This is a genomic window from Candidatus Skiveiella danica (assembly GCF_022705245.1).
In the GTDB taxonomy this organism is placed as follows: Bacteria; Pseudomonadota; Gammaproteobacteria; order Burkholderiales; family Burkholderiaceae_C; genus Skiveiella; species Skiveiella danica.
Map to the genome: position 1 here is coordinate 23153 of NZ_JAKJEW010000006.1, position 18311 is coordinate 41463.

The window sequence follows — 18311 nt, forward strand, 5'->3', positions numbered from 1 at the left end:
GCAGGCTCCTAGGGCGCGTGCGCGTCGCGCACCGAGGCTTCCAGCTCGGTGAACGCTTCCTGCACATAGTCGCCCAGCCGATGCAGGTTGGGCAACTCGTCGGTAGCGATCAGGCCGAAATACAGCTGGCCGGCGTAGCTGAACAGGGTGATGTTCAGCAGGTTGCTCGGCGGCAAGGTGCTGATGGGGTGCATTTCTTCCATGCGGGCGCCCCTGAGGTACAGGTGCTCCTTCGGGCCCGGCACGTTGGACACCAGCGTGTTGCCCATCGGCGGCAAGGTGTTGCTGAGCTTGAGCAGCTCGGCCAGCTGTGCGACCAGCCCGGTGATGACGGTGTAGGACTCGATCCCCTCAGGCGCCACGCTGTCGATCATGGTGCGCACGTTGCGCAGCGAGAAGCCGATGTTGCGCAGGCGCACGTAGGGGTCGTCGGTGGGCGGCGACAGCTCCACCTGGATGATGCCGATCTTGTTGCCGGCGGTCTTCTCGCCCTCGCGGCGCAGGTTCACCGGCATCTGGATCGTGATCGGGCGCTTGAGGTCCACGCCCTGGTCCTGCAGGTAGCGGCGCAACGCACCGTCCAGGCAGGTCAGCGCCACATGGTTCAGCGTGGAACGGGTGCGCGCGCGGATGGCATCGACCCGCTCCATCGCCACCGCCGCCGTGGTGAACTGCCGCCCCGGCGTGACCTGCCCGGTCAGCGGCGTGCGCGCGGTGGACACAAAGGGCAAGGCAATCGCATTCTTGGTCAGCCGCACGCTTTCCAGCAGCAGCATCGCCGCCAGGCGGCCCACGCCGAGCACGCGCATCGTGGTGCCGCCCACTTCCTTCCAGAGGCTGTGCATCAGCTCCTGGCTGGCCCGCTTGCGCCGTTCGCCATGGCCGCTGTGCCGTTGCGACCACACCGGCGTCAGTTCGAGCTGGTCCGGCGTCGCCGCCAGACCCTGGGCGGTCCAGCGCGCCATGGTCACGCCATCGGCGTAGGCGTGGTGCACCTTCTGGTACAGGGCAAAGCGGCCGCCCTCCAGGCCGTCGATCACGTGCAGCGCCCACAGCGGGCGCGAGCGGTCCAGCATCGGCACGTGCAGCTTCGCGACGAAGTCGTACAGGGCCTGCCGGTCGTTGCCGCCGCGCGGCAGCCGGTGGTAGAAGATGTGCTGCGCCAGATCGATGGACGCTGCGGGCTCCCAGTGCGGCATCGCCTTCAGCGAAAAGCGGATGACGCGGTTGAAGGGCGCCTTGACGTCGGTGAACGTCAGGTATTCCCGGTAGAGGTTCTTGACAAATCCGGGCCCGGCTTTGGGCGGGGTCTTGCAGATCAGCAGGCCAGCCACGTGCTTGGGGCTGGCCTCGGTCTCGGCAACGAAAAAACCCAGGTCGAGAAGAGACAGCGTGCTCATGATGTTCCCAATAGGGCCAGGAATGACGAGGACATTCTGGCGTTGTGCGTGTCCGCCCTGCTGCGAAGCTCCCCGCATGGCGAAACACGCATCTCCAAACCTGCCTGGGACCCGCTCAGGCCGATTGCAAAGCCCTTACGGCGCAGGCACCACCTCGTAGTATACCCCGCTGGAGCCGAAGTACGGCTTGTACCAGGTCGGCCCGGCCTGGTAGTAGGTGGTGCCATTCACCACCATGCTGCCCGCACCCGGCGGCAGCGAAGCCACCTGCGTGCCCAGCGGCAGGTTGCCCTGCGTCACGTAGGTGGGCTGTTGCACGTACACCGGCGCCGGCTGCGCCACCACGTACGCAGGCTGCGCGCTGCTGGCGATGGCCGCACCCACGGCCATGCCCGCCACCGCGCCGGCCGCGGCGCCGCAGCCGTAGCAGCCGCCCGCGTAGGGCGGGTGATAACCCCCGTAGTACGGCGGGTGGTAGCCCCCCACCGCCACGCCGCCTCCCCAGCCCCCGCGCGCGGCCACCCAGGCCTGCGCGTCAGAGAGCGACACCAGCGAGCCGGCCACCACGGCCAGCCCAAACACAAGCGTTCTGATTTGTTTCATAACCGAGCTCCTTGTCCTTACTTGGCCGCCGCCGGGCCTTGCAGCTTGAATTCGACGCGCGTGGCACCTTTGGGGATCGCGGCCGTGAACGTGGACGCCGGCACGGCGCCGTTGAGCTTCCAGTCCGACAGCTCGACGGTGAACGTGGGCTGGCGCCCGGTGACGCGGTACGACACCACCATCAGCCGGGGGAGCTTGTCCTTGGCGCCGATCCAGACCTCCCAATCCACATCCTTCGATGTGAACGCCAGGTGATCCGTCACGACACCGCCGACCTTCGACTGGCCGACCCAGATCGCGCTGGTGAGGTCTCGCGTCAGCACGGCAAACGGATCGGTCGCGAGCAGGTCGATGAACGGGGTCACCAGGTCGCCACCGGGCTGCGGGCCCCGGGTGAAGGATTCGACCAGGCTGCCGGCGGCCTCGCGCTGGGCATAGACCTTCGGATTCGCCGCCACGACGGTCACGGTCTTGCCGTCGTGAAACAGATCGCTGGGGAACAGGTCACCACGGGCCTGCACCCGCAGCCGGTCGGGCCGCTGCATCACCACGCTGGCCGAGGCCATGAGGTTGACGTACTGCCCCGTCGGCCCGGTCACCGGCAACAGGCCACGGTACTGGAAGCGCAAAGTCTTCGCGCCGGCCAGCGTGTCGCTCATCGCCTGCAGCCGCTTCAGCGCGCGCTCGTCCTTGATCTCGCTGGCAGGTGCTACCGGGGCGGCTGCGGGCTTTTCCTGGGCCAGCGCGACGCCGGCACCGCCCAGCAGTCCGACGGCCACCAGCATGGCCAGGCACGCCCGAAGGGCAGCGGCTTTCCGATTCTTGTTCATTCAGGTCCTCCAACACGGGTTACAAATTGGCCGCAAAGGTCTCAAGCATACGCCCCGCGGCGCCCGGCATGGCCAGGCATCAGCCCGCGTCACGAACCAGCGCCGGCCGATGGCGAGGCCGCTGCCAACGGCCCCCCGATGGCGGCAGCGGGCGTTCCGTCGTAACTGCTGCCCAGCGCCTGTGCCAGGCGCACGCGATTGACCAGCAGGGTGCTGCCCAACCGGATCACGCCGGCCTCGGTCTGCAGCGCGCCCGCCTGAAGCTGGCTGACCCATAGCAGATCCCGCCGCCCCGCCGTGTACTGGACGGTGGCAATGCGCACCGCATCCTGGCGGCTGGCCAGCGACTTCTGCTCCAGCGGCAACTGCGCGGCCAGAAAAGGTTCGGCCGCCAAGGCGTTTTCCACCTCCCAGAACGCCGCCAGCGCCACGGCCCCGTAGCGGGCCACCAGGCGGGCCTGCTGCTCGGTCGCGATCACCACCTGGGCCTGCAAGGCCCCCCCCTCGTACACCGGCACCGACACGCCGACCGCCGCGGTCGCGAGCCAGGGATTCAGGCGCAGCAGGGACAGCACGGTGTCGCTGAATCGCCCGCCCCCCAGCGACAGCCCGAAACTCGGCAACAAGGCGAGTTCAGCCGACTCCTGGTTGCGGAAGGCCGCCACCACCGCCTGCTCGGCGGCCAACACGTCGGGGCGTCGTTCCAGCAAAGCCGCCGGCACCCCGGCCGGGCTCATCGCCTGCACCGTCGGGTAGGTCGTGGCCACCTCGATTTCAGCCGCCGGGTAACGCCCCAGCAGCAATTCCAGGGCACGGCGGGATTCTCCATAGGCCTGGCGCGCGGCCTGCACATCGCCCTGCGCCTGCTCCAGGCGGGCCTGCATATCGACCACGTCCAGGTCAGACACCTTGCCGGCGCGCCGGCGGTCCTGCACCAGGGTGCTCAGCCGGGTGTAGATGTCGACAGCCTGCTCGCACAATGCCAGCAGCTGGCGCGATTCAATCGCCACGTACCAGAGCTTGGCCGTGGTCGCGGCCAGCGACTGCCGTGCCCAGGCGTAGTCGAGCGCGGTGGCCTGGTACCCGGCTTGGGCGGCGGCCTGCTGGGCCCGCAGGCGGCCCCAGACGTCGGCCTCCCAGCCGGCACTCAGAAACACGGCCGTGCTGCCCGTGCTGCCGCGATCCTGGTCATCCAGCGCGCGGGCGTTCAGTCCGATGCCGATCGACGGCAGCAGCTTGGACCCCACCACCACCACGGTCTGCTGGGCGATGGCCACGCGGGCCGCTGCGGCGCGCAGGTCCGGGTTGTGTGCGATGGCCTCGTCCACGATGGCCCGCAGCGCGGGGTCGTTGAACTGGGCCACCCAGCCATTGCCGACCTCGCCGGCGCGGTCACCGGCGCGCCAGGTGCCCGGAATGCGGGTGCCCTGGGGCAGCGCCTGCTTGACAACCGCGGAATGCGTGGGGGGCTCCTTCAGCGCACACCCCGCCACCACGACCGCGCCGGCGACCAGGCTCAGGCGCCAGCCGTGGCGGCGCATCAGCCGGAGAACGGATAAACCCAGTTGAACCATGAGTAGGCACGTAACATGATTTTGCGCAGGGGGACAAACCAGCTTTCCGGATTCGTGTAAATCGCGGCGCGTCCCTGGGTACCGATCGGAAATCGGGCCTGGTCCGGATCATCGAGCCGGATCGCCACCGCGAACTGGCCCTGTGGCCGATCCGTCGGCACATATTGGAAATTGGGCAGCGTGCCGCTGGGCAGCATCTGCCCGGCGCCACTGCCCGGCCAGATCTCCAGCACCTTGCCCCGGAAGATCTGCCCCGGGTAGAGGTCGATTGCCGCCTCGACCGGCTGCCCGGGCTTGACGTACTTGAGGTTTTCCTGGAAGTAATTGGCCAGCAGGTAGCGGTCGGCATCCACGACGAACGAGGCAATCGCGCCGGCCCGGATATCGCCCGCCACCATGCCCGGGCGCACCTGCAGGTTGATCACCCGGCCGTCCTCGGGCGCCACCATCAGCGTGTTGTCCAGGTAGTAGCGCGCCTGGTCCAGCTCCGCCTGCACCGCCGCCACGGACGTGTTCACGCCATTGATGTTGGATGTGTAGTTGAGGGTGGCGCGCGCCGCTTCGGCCTGGGCCTCCTTGATGGCGGCCTCGTCCGCCGCCACCTGGGCCGTCCACTTCTGTGCATCCTCCTGCGGCCCGGCGCCCTTGGCGGCGAGGTCGGCGGAGAGCTTCTGCTGGTACTGCGCATAGGCCAGGTCGGCCCGCAGCTTGACCACCTTCTGCGCATAGATCTGGGTATCAGCCTGCAGCACCAGCACGTTCTGCCTGGCCTTGGCCAGCTGGGCCTCCAGCTGCCGGACTTTGTATTCGTACGGGCGCCGGTCAAACTGGAACAGCGGCTGCCCCTTCTTGACCGGCACGTTGGGCTGCACCAGGACCGCGGTGACCAGCGTCGGCTCCGGCAGACGGGGAATCAGCTGCACCGTGTACTGCACGATCCGCGCCTCGGTCGCCAGCGGCGCCATGAAGCGCAGGCCGATCAGGAAGATGATCAGCAGGTGCACGCCGACGAAGACGCCGATCACCGCCTGGGGAATGCCGAACTTGGCCAGCTTGAGCTTGAAGAAGATCAGCCACATCAGGAAGCAGTAGCCGAACAGCATCAGGAGACCGAGGATCATGGCTTGCCTTCCTCAGCGCCCTGGGCGGGCGCCGTGCCCGAACGCAGGGTCTGAACATCGGCAACCGCTTCCTGCGACGACTCTTTCACCGCCTCGTGCATCGTGGCAGGCAGGCCTCGAAGCCGCGCGATCTCCTTCTCGGTCTCGATGGCTTCCGCACGGGGGAAACGCCGGATGTCGACGATGTCGGTCGGCTTGAAGGCCCAGATCAGCGCCTGCATCCACGGATAGACCGTCGGCAACAAGCCCGCATAGCCGAGGTACTTCACCGCTTCGGCCTCGGGGTGCTTACGGGCGATGGCAATCCGTCCCGGCAGACCGGCCAGAAACAGCCAGGTCATGATCAGCGCCACCACGCAGACCATCAGGGTCAGGAAGGTCAGGTAGTCCCAGATGTCAATCTCGAATCCCAGCAGGGCTTCCATGTCGGGTCCTCCCGCCTCAGCGCTTGCCGTTTTCGAATGGAATCTTGCCGTCCTTTTCGAAGCGCGCCTTGCGCTTGCGGCCGAATGCCCAGATCACGACGCCGATAAAGGCAGCGATGATCAGACCGTGATAGGTCGTCAGTTCCATGGTCATTCACCTTTCTGCTGCATTGCCAACTATGGGTGCCCGGCGCCAGCCCGTTCGATGTCTTCACCTGCCTTCATGCCGAAAACTCACTTCCCTATTCATAGCATTACATCACCATCCGACGCTGGGATGTTGCCGAAAAACCTTCAAACTCCTGTCCCGCGATCGCCCGCTCACTGCTGCGGCGCCGCAAAGACGAGCGCGCTGCAAATTCGCCGCCCAGTTCGATGTGATGTTGGCGTTGCTTTGGAAAGATCAGCCCGGCGGCAGTTTGTAGCTTGGCAAGCAGCCGGAAACGCTCCTTGCCCTTGGCACAGGGATCGAGCCTTTCACTTCGGGAACATGAGCTGCGCCTGCGCGCGAATCTGCCAGTTCGGCCCGTAGTCCGGCTTGACCACGTTGTAGTAGGCCGAAAGCTGCGTGTTCACCGGCAGCCGGCCCAGGTGGAAGATCTTGCCCACGCCGCCGCCCAGCGGCACGGTCCATTGCTGGCCGCTGGCCGCTTTCCAGTTCACCGTGATGATCGGTGCACTGGTCAGGTAGAAGCCGCCGGCAAAGTTGTAGTTGACGAAGGGCTGGATCAACCCGTTGTTGAAGGACCCTCCGGTCTTGTCACTGGTCAGCGACCAGATGTTGTTGACCAGCGCGCCGTACACCCAGGGGTCGCCCTTTTCCATCTTCAGCACCACGAACGAGCCGCCCAGGCCCCAGTTCTTGTTGCCCAGGCCGTTGGTGTCGGTGGGCAACTGAAACACCGGCCCCACGCCCCAGATCAGGCCCTTGGGCACGGCCGGCGACAGGAAGGCGGTCACCACCATGTCGCCGATGCCGTTGGTGCGGTCATCGCCGGGGAACATGGCGGGCTGTGAGACCACCGGCAGGATGGTGCGGGTGATGATGTTCCACTCCGGGGTCACCTCGATCGGGATCACCGGCTGGATGTTCAGGATGTTCTGGTTGCCCTTGAGCGGGCCGGTGTTGAGGTTGGTGTTGTTCTGGAAGGGCACGCTGATCAGGTTGCCGACCGGGTTCTGGGCCAGCTTGGCCAGTTCCTCGGCGCTCATCTCGGCGTGCGAAGCGGTGGCGGCCAGCAGGGCGGCGGCGGCAAAGGCGCTTCGGGTGAAAGACTTCTTCGGATGGTTCATGTCAGGATTCCTCTGGTTTCGGCAAAACAATGCAGCCCGGCGTGCCAAGCGTTCGTTCGTGGTGACTTTCAATATAGCTGAAGGCGGAGGCCTCAGAGGGGCTTCGCCGGACCGATCTGGGGCGCGCGCACGGGCTTGGCCATACCGAAGAAGATGACCACGCCCTGACCACCGCAACGCGTCGAGAGCGCCTCGGACGCACCGGGGTAGCAGCTGTCGATGTCCTGCCAGTTGTTGATGGCCCAGACGTCCCCGGCCGGCCCGACGGCGATGTCGGTCTGCAGTTGCAGGCCGCCGCCGACGTAGCCGCCCGGCGGCGAAATCTGGTCACCGGTCTTGAAGCCGGGCGGGCAGTTTTCGGTGCGCACGCCGCACAGCTGCACGATCGGGCTGGACGCCATCGCGAAGTTGCTGACCCAGACGTTGTCATTGCCGTCGACCACCACGGCCCAAGGGCCCGGCAGGCCGCCGCCCTTGAAGGGCGAGCCCGGCAACTGGGTGCCGTCGGGGCGCAGCACGGTGACGCTGCCGCTGCCGCCCTTTTGCTCGGACATCTGCTTGGTCAGGTAGTCCGAGGCCGAGAGCACCCCCTTGGTCTTCAGGTGGAGGGCCATGTCCACCATGTGCGCCATCCCCAGCAGACCGGGACCGAAGCGGTTGGTGACCCAGACATTGCCCTGGCTGTCGATGTTCAGGCCGCTGTTGTTGGACTTCACCTCGATCTTCTGCGCCTGGCTTGGGTCGCTGGTGGGGAAGCGGATCACGTGGAACGAGCTGTCCGAGACCCAGATGCGGTCCTGCTGGTCGATGGCCAGGTGGAACGGGGCGGTGAACGACTTGCACGGCTCGGCACTGTCGCCCTCGCAGACGATACGGCCCTTGTTCCAGTCACCCTTCGGGAAATGCAGCAGCTGCCGCTTGGACAGGCCCAGCGCCCACATATCGCCGTTGGGCGCGGTGATGATGCCCTGCATCAGGCCCAACCGACCGTCGAAGTTGATGCCGTTGGGCGGGGTGAGTGGTTTGCCGGTCTTGTCGAACACGGTGATCGATTTGCTGCCATAGCTCGACAGCCAGACGTTGCCCTTCAGGTCGATGGCGGCGCCAAAGGTGCCGCCCTGCATGCCGCCGCCGGTGAAGCCGGTGGTGATCGGCGACAGGGGCTTGCCGTTCGGGTCGAACTTGCTGGCGTTGCCCTGCCACAGCGCATCGCTGGCCTGCCATCCGATGGTGAAGTTGTTGCCCACCCAGAGGTTGCCCTCGGCGTCGAACATGGCCTTGCCGCCGGCGCGATAGCCGCCGCCGTCGAACTTCAGCGGCAGCACCCAGGCGCTTGGCGCCACCTGCAGGTAGGGCATGTAGGGCACTTGGCGCATGTTCTTGCCTGCGGGCACGGGGTACAGGACATCCAGGGCTTTGAAGGTGCGCTCGGGCTGGTACCACGGGGCCCGCGCGATGGCCTGCGCCGCCGTCAGCGTGTCGGCGGGCGCCGCCCCAGTGGGGCCTTGCGCGGCGCGGAACACGGTCTGGCAGGCGTCGGGGCGCACCTGGGTCACGCAGGCACCCAGCACGCTGGCCAGCGTGGCGAAATTGCCCATGGTCGGCGTCTGGCCGCTGTTGAGCGGGTCCTGAATCGTGCCGCCCCAGCCGCCGGTGGCCAGGTTGACGAAGCTGGGCACATTGCCGGCGGCGATCTTCAGCTGCAGGGGCTGGGCCTGGATGGCCGTGCCGTTGATGAACTGATTGTGGGTCCAGACCGCGGCGATGGTCGTCATCTCGTTGATCGTGACCGTGGCGGGCGCCTTGCTGCCCAGCACGGTGATCAGCCCGATGGCCGGGTTGTTGCCCGCGGCCTTGTTGGCGGCGGATTGACCGCCCTGGGCCACAAGGTAGAGCGAGGTGCCCTGTCCCGCGCCTGGCACGGTCAAGCTGAAACGTCCCTGGGCGTCGGTGCGCGCCTGCGCCAGCTGCTTCGGTGCCCCGGCGCTGGCGGCCCACAGGGTCACGGTGGACTGGGCCACCGGCTCGCCGGCACCCAGCACCTGACCCTTGAGGCCACCCGCCATGGCCAGTCCACAGGTCACGAGGCTGCCTGCGGCCAAAACGGACAGCAGGCCCGGCCGATACCCCTTGTGTGTATGAATGATCATGATGGAATTCCTCAGAACTTTGCAGTGGCGTACAACATGACGCTGTTGTTGCTCCAGTTCAGGTTGCCGTTGAACCCGGACTTCGTCACGTCGGCGTTGAGCTTGGCGTACATGTAGGACATGCCCACGCCCCAGTTGCGCGTGAACATGTAGTCGGTGCCGAGCTGGAAGACCGTGATGTTGCCGTCAACGCTGCCGACATGGGCCGACATGCCGGCCAGCATGGACGAAACCTTCCAACGCGGCTGGATGTACCAGTCCACAGATGCGCCGACGATGGGCAGCGGCACCGTCGTTGACGACGAGGTGCCAATCGTGACCGGCGCCGCTGCGCCCGGGCGGGTGCCTGCGCCGCTGACGTTGAAGTCGAACCATCCGCCATACAGGCCGACCAGGCCGGCCAGTTCAAGTTCGCTGCTCTTCATGAACGAGTAGCGGTAGTCGGCCACCAAAAACTGGTCCTTGGTTTCGGCACTGACGTTGAATCCGGCCGGGATCACCTGACCGCCGACGGTGATGTCCCTCGTGCTCTGGCGGCTGCCGCTGCGTTTCGCACCAAAGTACAGGGCATCGACCCGGTTGCGTTCGGAGATCCGCCAGGTGCCCGAGGCCTGCAGGCTCGACAGGCTCTTTTGCAACCCCTGGCCTTCCAGATTGATCGGCGTGCCCTGCACCCCGCCGCCATTGACGCTGACGGAGGTGTCGAACTGGTTGACGATACCGCCCAGATTCAGCGTCAGGGTTTCCTCGCCGCCCTTGATGAAATCCTGCGCCAGAACAGGCTGCACAAGTGCCACGATCGAGGCCGCGAGGGCGGTCTGGGTGGCACGCAAAAGGGGGCTCTTCAAAGGCTTTGTCATGGAAAAACTCATCACACTCGTTGAAAAAAGTTCGGACCGCGCGGTGTTTGGGCATTACTTGCGTTGGCGTCGGATGGCCCGCCTCGGGCAGCGAGGTGGAGCGACGTGCTCTGTCCCGTGCCCGGCGCCGACAGGCGGAGCCCAGCGCCTGGCCCTTGAGGCTGCTGGCGGACACGGCCGATGCGCCGCCCTGGCAGGCCATCGGCAACCACGGCCGTCTTTGAAATCGCCCGAAAAGGCATCAGTTCATTCCCGCCGGTGAGGGGCTGTTGAGAAGTTGCTCCATGACCTTGTCGATCGTGAAGCTGCCGGCCTTCTGGCGCGGCGGAAACTCCTTGAAGGTCGCCAGGAAATTCCCGACATAACCCGCCGCCGGCCCGACCATGAAGGCATGGTCGATCACCCAGTCCCAATAGGTGTTCGACGTGATGTCCGCCCGCTCGTAGGGGTCCATGCGCAGGTTGAATATCTTGGGAGCGCGCAGAGCCGTGTAGGGATTGAACCAGACAGCCAGGGTGCCGGGCTGGCGCTGCTCCTTGAAAACAAACTTCCAGTTGTCGTATCGCAGCCCGGTCAGATCGCCATCGTCGGAGAAGTAGAAGAAGGACTCGCGCGGGCCCTTTGGCACCTGGCCGGTCAGGTAGGGCAGGAAGTTGTACCCGTCCAGATGCACCTTGTAGGTCATCTTGCCAACCGGGTAGCCCTTCAACAGTTTGGCCGTCACGTCCGGATCGCCCGCAGCAGCCAACAGGGTCGGCATCCAGTCCATGTGCGACATGATCTCATTGGAGACCGAGCCGGCCTTGATCTTGCCCGGCCAGCGCACCATGGCCGGTACGCGGTAGGCGCCCTCCCAGTTGCTGTTCTTCTCGTTGCGGAACGGCGTCATCGCCGCGTCGGGCCAGGTGTTCATGTGCGGGCCATTGTCGGTGCCGTACATGACGATGGTGTTGTCGGCAATGCCCAGTTCGTCGAGCTTCTTCAGCACGGTGCCGACGTTCTTGTCGTGGTCGATCATCGCATCGTGGTACTCACTTTGCCAGCGTCCCGACTGCTCCAGGCTCTCCGGCTTGACATGGGTGCGGAAGTGCATGTGGGTGAAGTTCACCCACACGAACATCGGCTTTCCCGCCTTGTGCTGCTGCTCGATGAACGCAGCGGAGCGCGCAGCCACATCGTCGTCGATGGTTTCCATGCGCTTCTTGGTCAGCGGGCCAGTGTCGGTGATCCGGCCGTCAGCGAAGCTGTGCAGGACGCCGCGCGGTCCAAAGCGCTTGCGAAACGCCGGGTCCTTGGGGAAGTCGCGGTGTTCGGGTTCCTCCTCGGCGTTCAAGTGGTAGAGGTTGCCGTAGAACTCGTCGAAGCCATGCATCGTCGGCAGCATCTCGTCGCGGTCGCCCAGGTGGTTCTTGCCGAACTGTCCGGTGGCGTAGCCGTGTACCTTGAGCAGTTCAGCGATGGTCGGGTCCTTGGCGCTGAGCCCTTCCGCGGCGCCCGGCATGCCCACCTTGCTCAGGCCGGTGCGGAAGACGCTCTGGCCGGTGATGAAGGCGGAGCGTCCGGCGGTGCAGCTCTGTTCACCGTAGTAATCCGTAAAGATCATGCCTTCATTGGCCACGCGGTCGATATTCGGCGTGCGATAGCCCATCAGACCCCGCGTGTAGGCGCTGATGTTGGATTGCCCGATGTCATCGCCCCAGATGATGACGATGTTGGGTTTTTTCGTGGGCGCCTGGGCCAGCGCCGCCGTGCCGAGCACAGCAGAAGCCACGGCAATCGCCGCGACAAAAAGTTTGCGCAGGTTCATTTCAGACCTCAGTTTGGACGGGTAAGCCTTGTCAGGCGATCAGCAATGGACGGGTGTAACGGAAAAAACGCGGGCCGCCTGCTAGGGGACGGCCCGCGCCTTTCTGGATTGAACGGATCGGTTCATGGCGGCAAACCTGACAGGTGACCCTTACGGGCCGCCCGCACCACCACACCACCGTTGGCGCGCTACGTCCTAGTCTCCACGGGCGCGGGTCCTTGCCATCTGTTGCTTCACCTCGGTGAGCACCTGCGCCAGGCTGTAAGACGCCGGGGATTGCAACGCCGGGAATGGCCCGTAGGACTCCAGTTCCTGCAGCCAGAGTGCCTGGCCTACGGGAATGATGTTCCAGTCGTAGATGTACGCGGTCATTGGCGCACCGATTGCGCCGCCCTGTCCAAGCAGGGTTGAGGGCTGGAAGCCGACCGACCCCTCAAATGGATCCCGCTTGATGTTGTTGACCAAAGGCCAATGGAAGGTATGGACCCCCATCAGGCCACCGGTGTTGGCCTCGGACGCCATCGCGAAGTAGATCTTCCAGTTCTTGTAGCGCACGGCCGACGGTACAGGACCTCCGTAATAGAAGAAGGTGTCGCGTGCCGAGGTTGCCGACTTGCCGGTCAGGTAGTCGAGCTGGTTCACCCCGTTGAGTTTGGTCTTGACGATGCCGGGATACTTGCCCGCCATGATCTGCTCGTTCAGCGCATTGCCCTTGGCGCCACCGGCAATTTCAACAAACGTCGGCATCCAGTCATACGACGCGAAGATGTCGTTCAGGACGGTACCAGGCTTGATCTTGCCCGGCCAGCGGATCAATGCCGGTGCGCGCATGCCGCCTTCCCAGGTGGTGAGCTTTCCACCCTTGAACGGCGTATTGCCGCCATCCGGGTAGGTGATGACCTCGGCGCCGTTGTCGGTGGTGAAGACGATGATGGTGTTGTCGAGTTCGCCCATCGCCTCCAGCTTCTTCATCACCTCGCCAATGTTGTCGTCCATCTGCTTCATGGCGGCTTCATTGGTGCCCCAGTCCTTGCCACCCTTGGTGCCCACCATGTCCATGTACTTCGGCGACAGCATGGTCGTGATGTGCATGCGCGCCGGGTTGTACCAGACGAAGAACGGCTTGTTGGTCTTCTTGGGGTCGTTTCGGTCCAGGAAGTCGATGACCTTGGCCGAGATCTCCTCGTCCACGGTCTCGGACCGTTTCAGCGTCAGTGGCCCCTGGTCGCTGCAGCTCTGGTTCTTCTCGGTGCCATCGGAAGACTTGCACGCGATCACCGGGCGCGGTGGCGTCATGCAGAGCGTCGTCTTCGGATCTACCGCGCCGGGAGGGTCGCTAAGCCCGCGAACCGGCGAGTTCTTGCAGGCCGGAACGATAGCCTGCACGGTCGGCGAACTGTTGATGTCGGGGAAACTCACGCCCTGCATCGCATCCAGATGGTAGAGGTAGCCCCAGAACTCCTGGAAGCCATGCGCCGTCGGCAGCGCGGCCGTATGGTCGCCCAGATGGTTCTTGCCAAACTCTCCGGTCGTATAGCCGAGATCAAGCAGGAACTTGGCCAACGACGGCGTGCCGGGCTGCAGGTACGACGGGCTGCCGGGCAGTTGCGGCGGGATCATGCCGGCGCGCAGCGGCGTCATGCCGGTGAAGAAGGCGGTGCGTCCGGCCGTGCAGCTTTGCTCGGCGTAGTAGGTCATGAACTTCGCACCCTCTTTGCCAATGCGGTCGATGTTGGGCGTCTCACCGACCATCAGCCCCTGGTGGTAGATGCTCGGTTGCATCCAGCCAATGTCGTCACCCATGATGAAAAGGATGTTGGGCCTCTTGGCAGACCCCTGCGCCTGTGCCGGTGCCATCACACCCAGCGCAACGCCGAGCACGGCGACCAGCATCACGAACCATCGTTTCAAGTTCATTTCAACGCTCCTTTAAAAAAATTGAACCAATCCCAGACACGAAGAAATACCGTCATCAGTCGAATGCGAAAATCTTTTTCCAGTCATCCTTCATGCTGATGACCGTCCAGCCCTGTTTCTTCGCCTCGTCGTAGAGCGCCTGCGTGAAGGTACCGACCTTGGTCGCTGGCAGCCCCCGAGCAGGGCCATAGGCATATTCGCGCTTGGCGTCGTCGTGCAGGACCAGCAACGACAAGCTGGCGCCCCCACCGGCCTTGGTGTATTCCAGCATCTGCTGGTCCCCCGTGGAGTTGCCCGCAGCCATGACCGGACGTCGGCCGATCATCAGGTGGATGCCCTCCGGCTTGCCAGCGTCGTTGTCATTCAGCAGCAGCTTCGGCTCCTTGAACAGGTAGGGTTTGCCGTCCTTGGCGTAGCTGAATTTCAAGACGCCGGCGGTGCCGATCACCTGTTCGGGCGGGATGCCATAGACCTTCTCGGAATAGGTACGCACAAAGTCCTGCCCGCCGCCGGTGACGATGTAGGTCTTGAAGCCGTTGGCGCGCAGGTACTTGAGCACTTCCTGCATCGGCAGGTAGGTCAATTCTGTGTAGGGTTTCTTCCAGCGCGGGTCCTTCGCTTCAGCGATCCACTTGGTCACTTCGGCGTTGAACTGATCCACCGACCGGTTCGTGTACGTGGCGGCAAGGACCTTTTCCAGGTCAGGCATTGTCAGCTTCGCCAGGGCCGCGCGATCGCCTTTGAGGATCTCCAGCACCGTCGAGAACGGGGCCGTCTTGGCCAGCGCAGGCTTGGCCTTCACCAGGGCCGGCACCTGCTCCAGCGCATACATCACGAATGAATACACCGGCTGCTCGACCCACAGCGTGCCGTCCTGGTCAAAGGTGGCAATGCGCTCGGCAGGCGGCACGAACTTCGGGCTGCCCTGCGTGGTGGTGTCTTTCACGAAGTTGACGATGGCCTGCTTGGCCGCGCCGTCGTTCCAGGATGGCAGCGGGTCCGTCTGGGCCTGGGCATGCAACGTCAGGCCCAGCGCCAGCAAGGCACTCAGTGCCACGGTGCGGGACAACACACCGACCATCAATGCAACGGGTTTCATTTGAAGTCCTCCTCTGTACACAACCAGCACGCGGGCCAACAAGGTTGCCCTCCAAGTCCAGGCTTTCATGACCCGCCAGAGGCCAGCGCCTGGCTCAAGTAATTTTCCGCCGCGAACGGTCCGGGGCGCTAGGGCGAAGGGGCAATCTGACTTTCCCCAAGGGGCAAACTTGTGCTAAGTCAATGGATTGATCGCACCGCCGTCCCCAGCGCCCGCTCGCTACCGCCGACACCATCGCTATTCGTACGCAAAGACCCGCTTCCAGTCCTTCTTGATGCTGATGACCGTCCAGCCCTTGGCCTTGGCCTCGTCGTACAAGGACTGCGTGAACGTGCCGACCTTGCTCTCCGGGAGTCCGGCCGCCGGCCCATAGGCGAATTCGCGCTGGGCGTCGTCATGCAGCACCAGCATGCCCAGGCGCGCCCCGGCGCCGGCCGTGGTCCATTCGAGCATCTGCTGGTCGCCGTCGGAGTTGCCGAAGGCCGCCTGGGGCCGTTGGCCAATGACCATGTTGATGCCGACCGGCTTGCCCGCCTTGTCGTTGATGAAGAAGACGGCGGGGGCGTTGGTCAGCGTCGGCACGCCGTTGCGCACCGAGTAGTCCACCTTCAGCATGCTGCCGATGACCTGCTCCGGCGGCACGCCATAGACCGCGTCGGCAAAGGCGCGCACGAATTCCTGCCCGCCGCCGGTGACGATGTAGGTGCGGTAGCCATTGGCGCGCAGGTATTTCATGGCCTCGACCATGGGGGCGTACACCAGTTCGGTGTAGGGCCGCTGGAATTTCGGGTGCTTCGCCGTTGCCGCCCAGGCCTTGACCACCTCGCGGAAGGCCTCGATGCTGAGCCCGGCCTGCGACGCGCCGACGATCTTCAACAGGTCACCCTCGGTGAACCGGGCCATGGCGGCGCGGTCGCCCGTGACCACGGCCTTGAAGGGCTCCTCATTGGCCAGCGCGGGCTGCGCCTTGACCACGTCTTTCACCCGGTCCAGCGCGAAGGCCACCTGGGCGTACATCGGCTGCTCGACCCACAGCGTGCCGTCCTGGTCGAAGGTGGCCACGCGCTGCGCGGGCGGCACGAACTGCGGGCTGGCGCTGTCGGTGGTCTTGCGCACGAACTGCACGATGGCGTCCTTGGCAGGGCCCTCGTTCCAGGACGGCAACGGGTCCGGTGCCGGCGCCATCTGGGCGCAGGCGCCCAGCAGGGCCACCGTCAGGGCCAGTGCTGCCCGGCGGCTGATCTGCAGAATTGCGGTAGGGGAACGGTTCATTTCAATGGCTCCAAAGATGTGAGGGTTGCAGCCCCGCGGGACTCAACGAAGATCGGGCCGCCCCGACAAGAAGGCGGCCCGATCCGGTGAGTCGACGCGAACCGCCGGTCAGTTGCCCGTCGGCAGCGGGATGACGATGCCGTCTTTCGCCAGCATCTCGCGGACGTACTGGAACTTCTGGTACTTGGAGATTTCGATCGGCCCGTCGTAGCCCATGCTCTGCAGCTTGCGCGGCGGGTACTTGACGTAGGTCTTCATCAGCTCGGACAGCTCCTGGCCGATGGGCACCATGGTCCAGGTGCGCTCGGTGTAGTTGTTCATGAAGATGTCGTAGCGCTCCTGCGGGTCCTGCCACAGGTCGAAGATCTGCGGCACGGTGGCGACGTATTTTTCCTGGCCTTTCCAGCCCAGGTTGGTGTCGACGGCCAAGCCACCCGTCACCGCGCCGTTGTCGCCACGCAGGTTGAACACCGCCTTGAACTTGCCGAAGCGCACCGCACCGGGCGACAACTCGTTCTCGGTGAAGTAGAACCAGCTCTTGCGCGTCGACTTGCCGGTGCCAAAAAGCACGGGGCTCATGTCGTGGCTGTCAAAGATGATCGGCTGACCTTCGCGATCCTTCTCCGGCAGCTTCACACCGCCCAGGCTGGCGAAGGTGGCCATCAGGTCGAGCCCCCCGACGATGTCATGGTTCTTCGAACCGGCCTTGATCTTGCCAGGCCAGATCGCGATGGCAGGCACGCGGTTACCACCTTCGCGCACGGTGCCCTTGGTGCCGCGGAAGGGCGTGTAGCCTGCGTCCGGATACACGTCCTGCCAGGCGCCGTTGTCAGTGGTGTAGACCACCAGTGTGTCCTTGTCCAGGCCCAGTGCGCGCAACTTGTCCATGATGCGCCCGATGCGAGTGTCCAGTTCCACCACGGAATCGGCGTAGTTGGTCTTGGACAGGGATTTGAGCTTGAACTCCGGCGCCGGAAGATTGGGCTGGTGCACCTTCATGAAGTTGACATTGATGAAGAACGGCTTGCCCGGCGTCTTGGCCGCCTGGTCCAGAAATTCGAGTGCCGCCTTTTCAACGTACCCGTCGAAGAACGGAATGCCGACCACGCCGTCGGGGTAGCTGACGCCATGCAGGGTGACGGGCTTGCCGGGCTCGTTGACGTACTGGCCGTTGATCTTGAAATCTTCCTTCGGTTTCTGGCCCGCTTTGCCGGACATCGATCCCTTGGTCACCTGGTTGAAGAAAGCGCGCAGCTCCGGGTCCATATCCGGGAACCAGGTCGGATCGCCATAGGTGTAGGCGTTGAGGTGGTACAGGCCGACGTACTTCATCTCGTCATAGCCCTGCGCGTTGGGCAACGCATAGTCGGCCTCGCCCAGGTGCCATTTGCCGGTGAAATAGGTCTGGTAGCCGCCCTGCTTGAGCACCGAGGCCAGCGTCCACTCCGCCGCCGGCAGGCCGCCGCCCTGCCCCTGGAAGGCCACAGTGGTCATTCCGCTGCGGTTGGGGATGCGCCCGGTCTGCATGGCCGCACGCCCAGGCGTGCAGCTGGGCTGTGCATAGAACGAAAAGAAGGTCAACCCATCGGCCGCCATCTTGTCGATGCTCGGCGTCGGCATGCCGCGCCCCTCGCCGCCGCCGTAGGGACCGAGGTCGCCATACCCAGTGTCGTCGGAGACGATGAACAGGATATTGGGTTTCTTGGCGGGCACCTGGGCCAGCGCGGTCGACGCCACGCCCAGACCCAGCCCGGCCAAGGCGAGCGACGTGCCCAGCATTCGCATCAGCTTCATTTCATTCCTCCTGAGTTGCAACGATTCATCCGATCCCGCCGGCCTTGGCCTGGCCCCGTGCGACTTGTCGCTCGAAGACGCCAGCCGGCGACTCACGCCCACCCCACCGACCGGATTGCGGCCGGGAAGGGCTCCAATACTTTAGATCATCAGGCGGAAAGCCGCG

General features: G+C 64.8%; 15 protein-coding genes. All 15 read right to left on the reverse strand.

Features of this window, described 5'->3' with window-relative positions:
* Positions 1–8 precede the first annotated feature (8 nt).
* Positions 9–1400, reverse strand: a complete 1392-nt coding sequence (locus ACMUOY_RS04920; protein ID WP_413891581.1) for a wax ester/triacylglycerol synthase family O-acyltransferase — start codon at positions 1398–1400, stop codon at positions 9–11.
* Between the two features lie 135 nt (positions 1401–1535).
* Positions 1536–2003, reverse strand: a complete 468-nt coding sequence (locus ACMUOY_RS04925; protein WP_413891582.1) for a DUF6515 family protein — start codon at positions 2001–2003, stop codon at positions 1536–1538.
* A 17-nt stretch (positions 2004–2020) separates the two neighbouring features.
* Positions 2021–2833, reverse strand: coding sequence for a DUF2092 domain-containing protein (locus ACMUOY_RS04930; protein ID WP_413891583.1), 813 nt, complete (start codon positions 2831–2833; stop codon positions 2021–2023).
* A gap of 89 nt (positions 2834–2922) precedes the next feature.
* Positions 2923–4407 carry an efflux transporter outer membrane subunit gene (locus tag ACMUOY_RS04935; RefSeq protein ID WP_413891584.1) on the reverse strand — a complete coding sequence of 495 codons (1485 nt, stop codon included), beginning with the start codon at positions 4405–4407 and terminating at the stop codon, positions 2923–2925.
* Positions 4374–5528, reverse strand: a complete 1155-nt coding sequence (locus ACMUOY_RS04940) for an HlyD family secretion protein (RefSeq protein WP_413891585.1) — start codon at positions 5526–5528, stop codon at positions 4374–4376. Before ACMUOY_RS04940 ends, ACMUOY_RS04935 begins: the two co-directional genes overlap by 34 nt.
* Entirely contained in the window at positions 5525–5953 is a 429-nt protein-coding gene (locus ACMUOY_RS04945; protein WP_413891586.1) for a DUF3302 domain-containing protein, read from the reverse strand. Before ACMUOY_RS04945 ends, ACMUOY_RS04940 begins: the two co-directional genes overlap by 4 nt.
* A 16-nt stretch (positions 5954–5969) precedes the next feature.
* On the reverse strand, positions 5970–6107 hold the full coding sequence (locus tag ACMUOY_RS04950; RefSeq protein ID WP_413891587.1) for a cbb3-type cytochrome oxidase subunit 3: 138 nt from the start codon (positions 6105–6107) through the stop codon (positions 5970–5972).
* A 323-nt stretch (positions 6108–6430) separates the two neighbouring features.
* Complete coding sequence (locus ACMUOY_RS04955) at positions 6431–7246, reverse strand: transporter (RefSeq protein ID WP_413891588.1); 816 nt, start codon at positions 7244–7246, stop codon at positions 6431–6433.
* 92 nt (positions 7247–7338) lie between these two features.
* The gene (locus tag ACMUOY_RS04960) at positions 7339–9396 is read right to left on the reverse strand and encodes a hypothetical protein (protein ID WP_413891589.1); all 2058 of its coding nucleotides are present in this window, start codon (positions 9394–9396) and stop codon (positions 7339–7341) included.
* An 11-nt stretch (positions 9397–9407) separates the two neighbouring features.
* Positions 9408–10256 (reverse strand): hypothetical protein, encoded by an 849-nt coding sequence (locus ACMUOY_RS04965; protein WP_413891590.1) that lies wholly within the window; start codon positions 10254–10256, stop codon positions 9408–9410.
* A 241-nt stretch (positions 10257–10497) separates the two neighbouring features.
* Positions 10498–12063, reverse strand: coding sequence for an arylsulfatase (locus tag ACMUOY_RS04970; RefSeq protein ID WP_413891591.1), 1566 nt, complete (start codon positions 12061–12063; stop codon positions 10498–10500).
* Between the two features lie 195 nt (positions 12064–12258).
* On the reverse strand, positions 12259–13980 hold the full coding sequence (locus ACMUOY_RS04975; RefSeq protein WP_413891592.1) for an arylsulfatase: 1722 nt from the start codon (positions 13978–13980) through the stop codon (positions 12259–12261).
* A gap of 55 nt (positions 13981–14035) precedes the next feature.
* Entirely contained in the window at positions 14036–15079 is a 1044-nt protein-coding gene (locus tag ACMUOY_RS04980) for an HAD family hydrolase (protein WP_413891593.1), read from the reverse strand.
* 237 nt (positions 15080–15316) lie between these two features.
* Positions 15317–16351 (reverse strand): HAD family hydrolase, encoded by a 1035-nt coding sequence (locus ACMUOY_RS04985; RefSeq protein ID WP_413891594.1) that lies wholly within the window; start codon positions 16349–16351, stop codon positions 15317–15319.
* A 108-nt stretch (positions 16352–16459) separates the two neighbouring features.
* Positions 16460–18145 (reverse strand): arylsulfatase, encoded by a 1686-nt coding sequence (locus ACMUOY_RS04990; RefSeq protein WP_413891595.1) that lies wholly within the window; start codon positions 18143–18145, stop codon positions 16460–16462.
* Positions 18146–18311: the final 166 nt, after the last annotated feature.

Coding starts and splice junctions, on each gene's coding strand:
- ACMUOY_RS04940 (WP_413891585.1), bottom strand. CDS start 5,528: ATGATCCTCGGTCTCCTGATGCTGTTCGGCTACTGCTTCCTGATGTGG.
- ACMUOY_RS04955 (WP_413891588.1), bottom strand. CDS start 7,246: ATGAACCATCCGAAGAAGTCTTTCACCCGAAGCGCCTTTGCCGCCGCC.
- ACMUOY_RS04950 (WP_413891587.1), bottom strand. CDS start 6,107: ATGACCATGGAACTGACGACCTATCACGGTCTGATCATCGCTGCCTTT.
- ACMUOY_RS04925 (WP_413891582.1), bottom strand. CDS start 2,003: ATGAAACAAATCAGAACGCTTGTGTTTGGGCTGGCCGTGGTGGCCGGC.
- ACMUOY_RS04930 (WP_413891583.1), bottom strand. CDS start 2,833: ATGAACAAGAATCGGAAAGCCGCTGCCCTTCGGGCGTGCCTGGCCATG.
- ACMUOY_RS04990 (WP_413891595.1), bottom strand. CDS start 18,145: ATGAAGCTGATGCGAATGCTGGGCACGTCGCTCGCCTTGGCCGGGCTG.
- ACMUOY_RS04945 (WP_413891586.1), bottom strand. CDS start 5,953: ATGGAAGCCCTGCTGGGATTCGAGATTGACATCTGGGACTACCTGACC.
- ACMUOY_RS04960 (WP_413891589.1), bottom strand. CDS start 9,396: ATGATCATTCATACACACAAGGGGTATCGGCCGGGCCTGCTGTCCGTT.
- ACMUOY_RS04975 (WP_413891592.1), bottom strand. CDS start 13,980: ATGAACTTGAAACGATGGTTCGTGATGCTGGTCGCCGTGCTCGGCGTT.
- ACMUOY_RS04970 (WP_413891591.1), bottom strand. CDS start 12,063: ATGAACCTGCGCAAACTTTTTGTCGCGGCGATTGCCGTGGCTTCTGCT.
- ACMUOY_RS04985 (WP_413891594.1), bottom strand. CDS start 16,351: ATGAACCGTTCCCCTACCGCAATTCTGCAGATCAGCCGCCGGGCAGCA.
- ACMUOY_RS04935 (WP_413891584.1), bottom strand. CDS start 4,407: ATGGTTCAACTGGGTTTATCCGTTCTCCGGCTGATGCGCCGCCACGGC.
- ACMUOY_RS04920 (WP_413891581.1), bottom strand. CDS start 1,400: ATGAGCACGCTGTCTCTTCTCGACCTGGGTTTTTTCGTTGCCGAGACC.
- ACMUOY_RS04965 (WP_413891590.1), bottom strand. CDS start 10,256: ATGACAAAGCCTTTGAAGAGCCCCCTTTTGCGTGCCACCCAGACCGCC.
- ACMUOY_RS04980 (WP_413891593.1), bottom strand. CDS start 15,079: ATGAAACCCGTTGCATTGATGGTCGGTGTGTTGTCCCGCACCGTGGCA.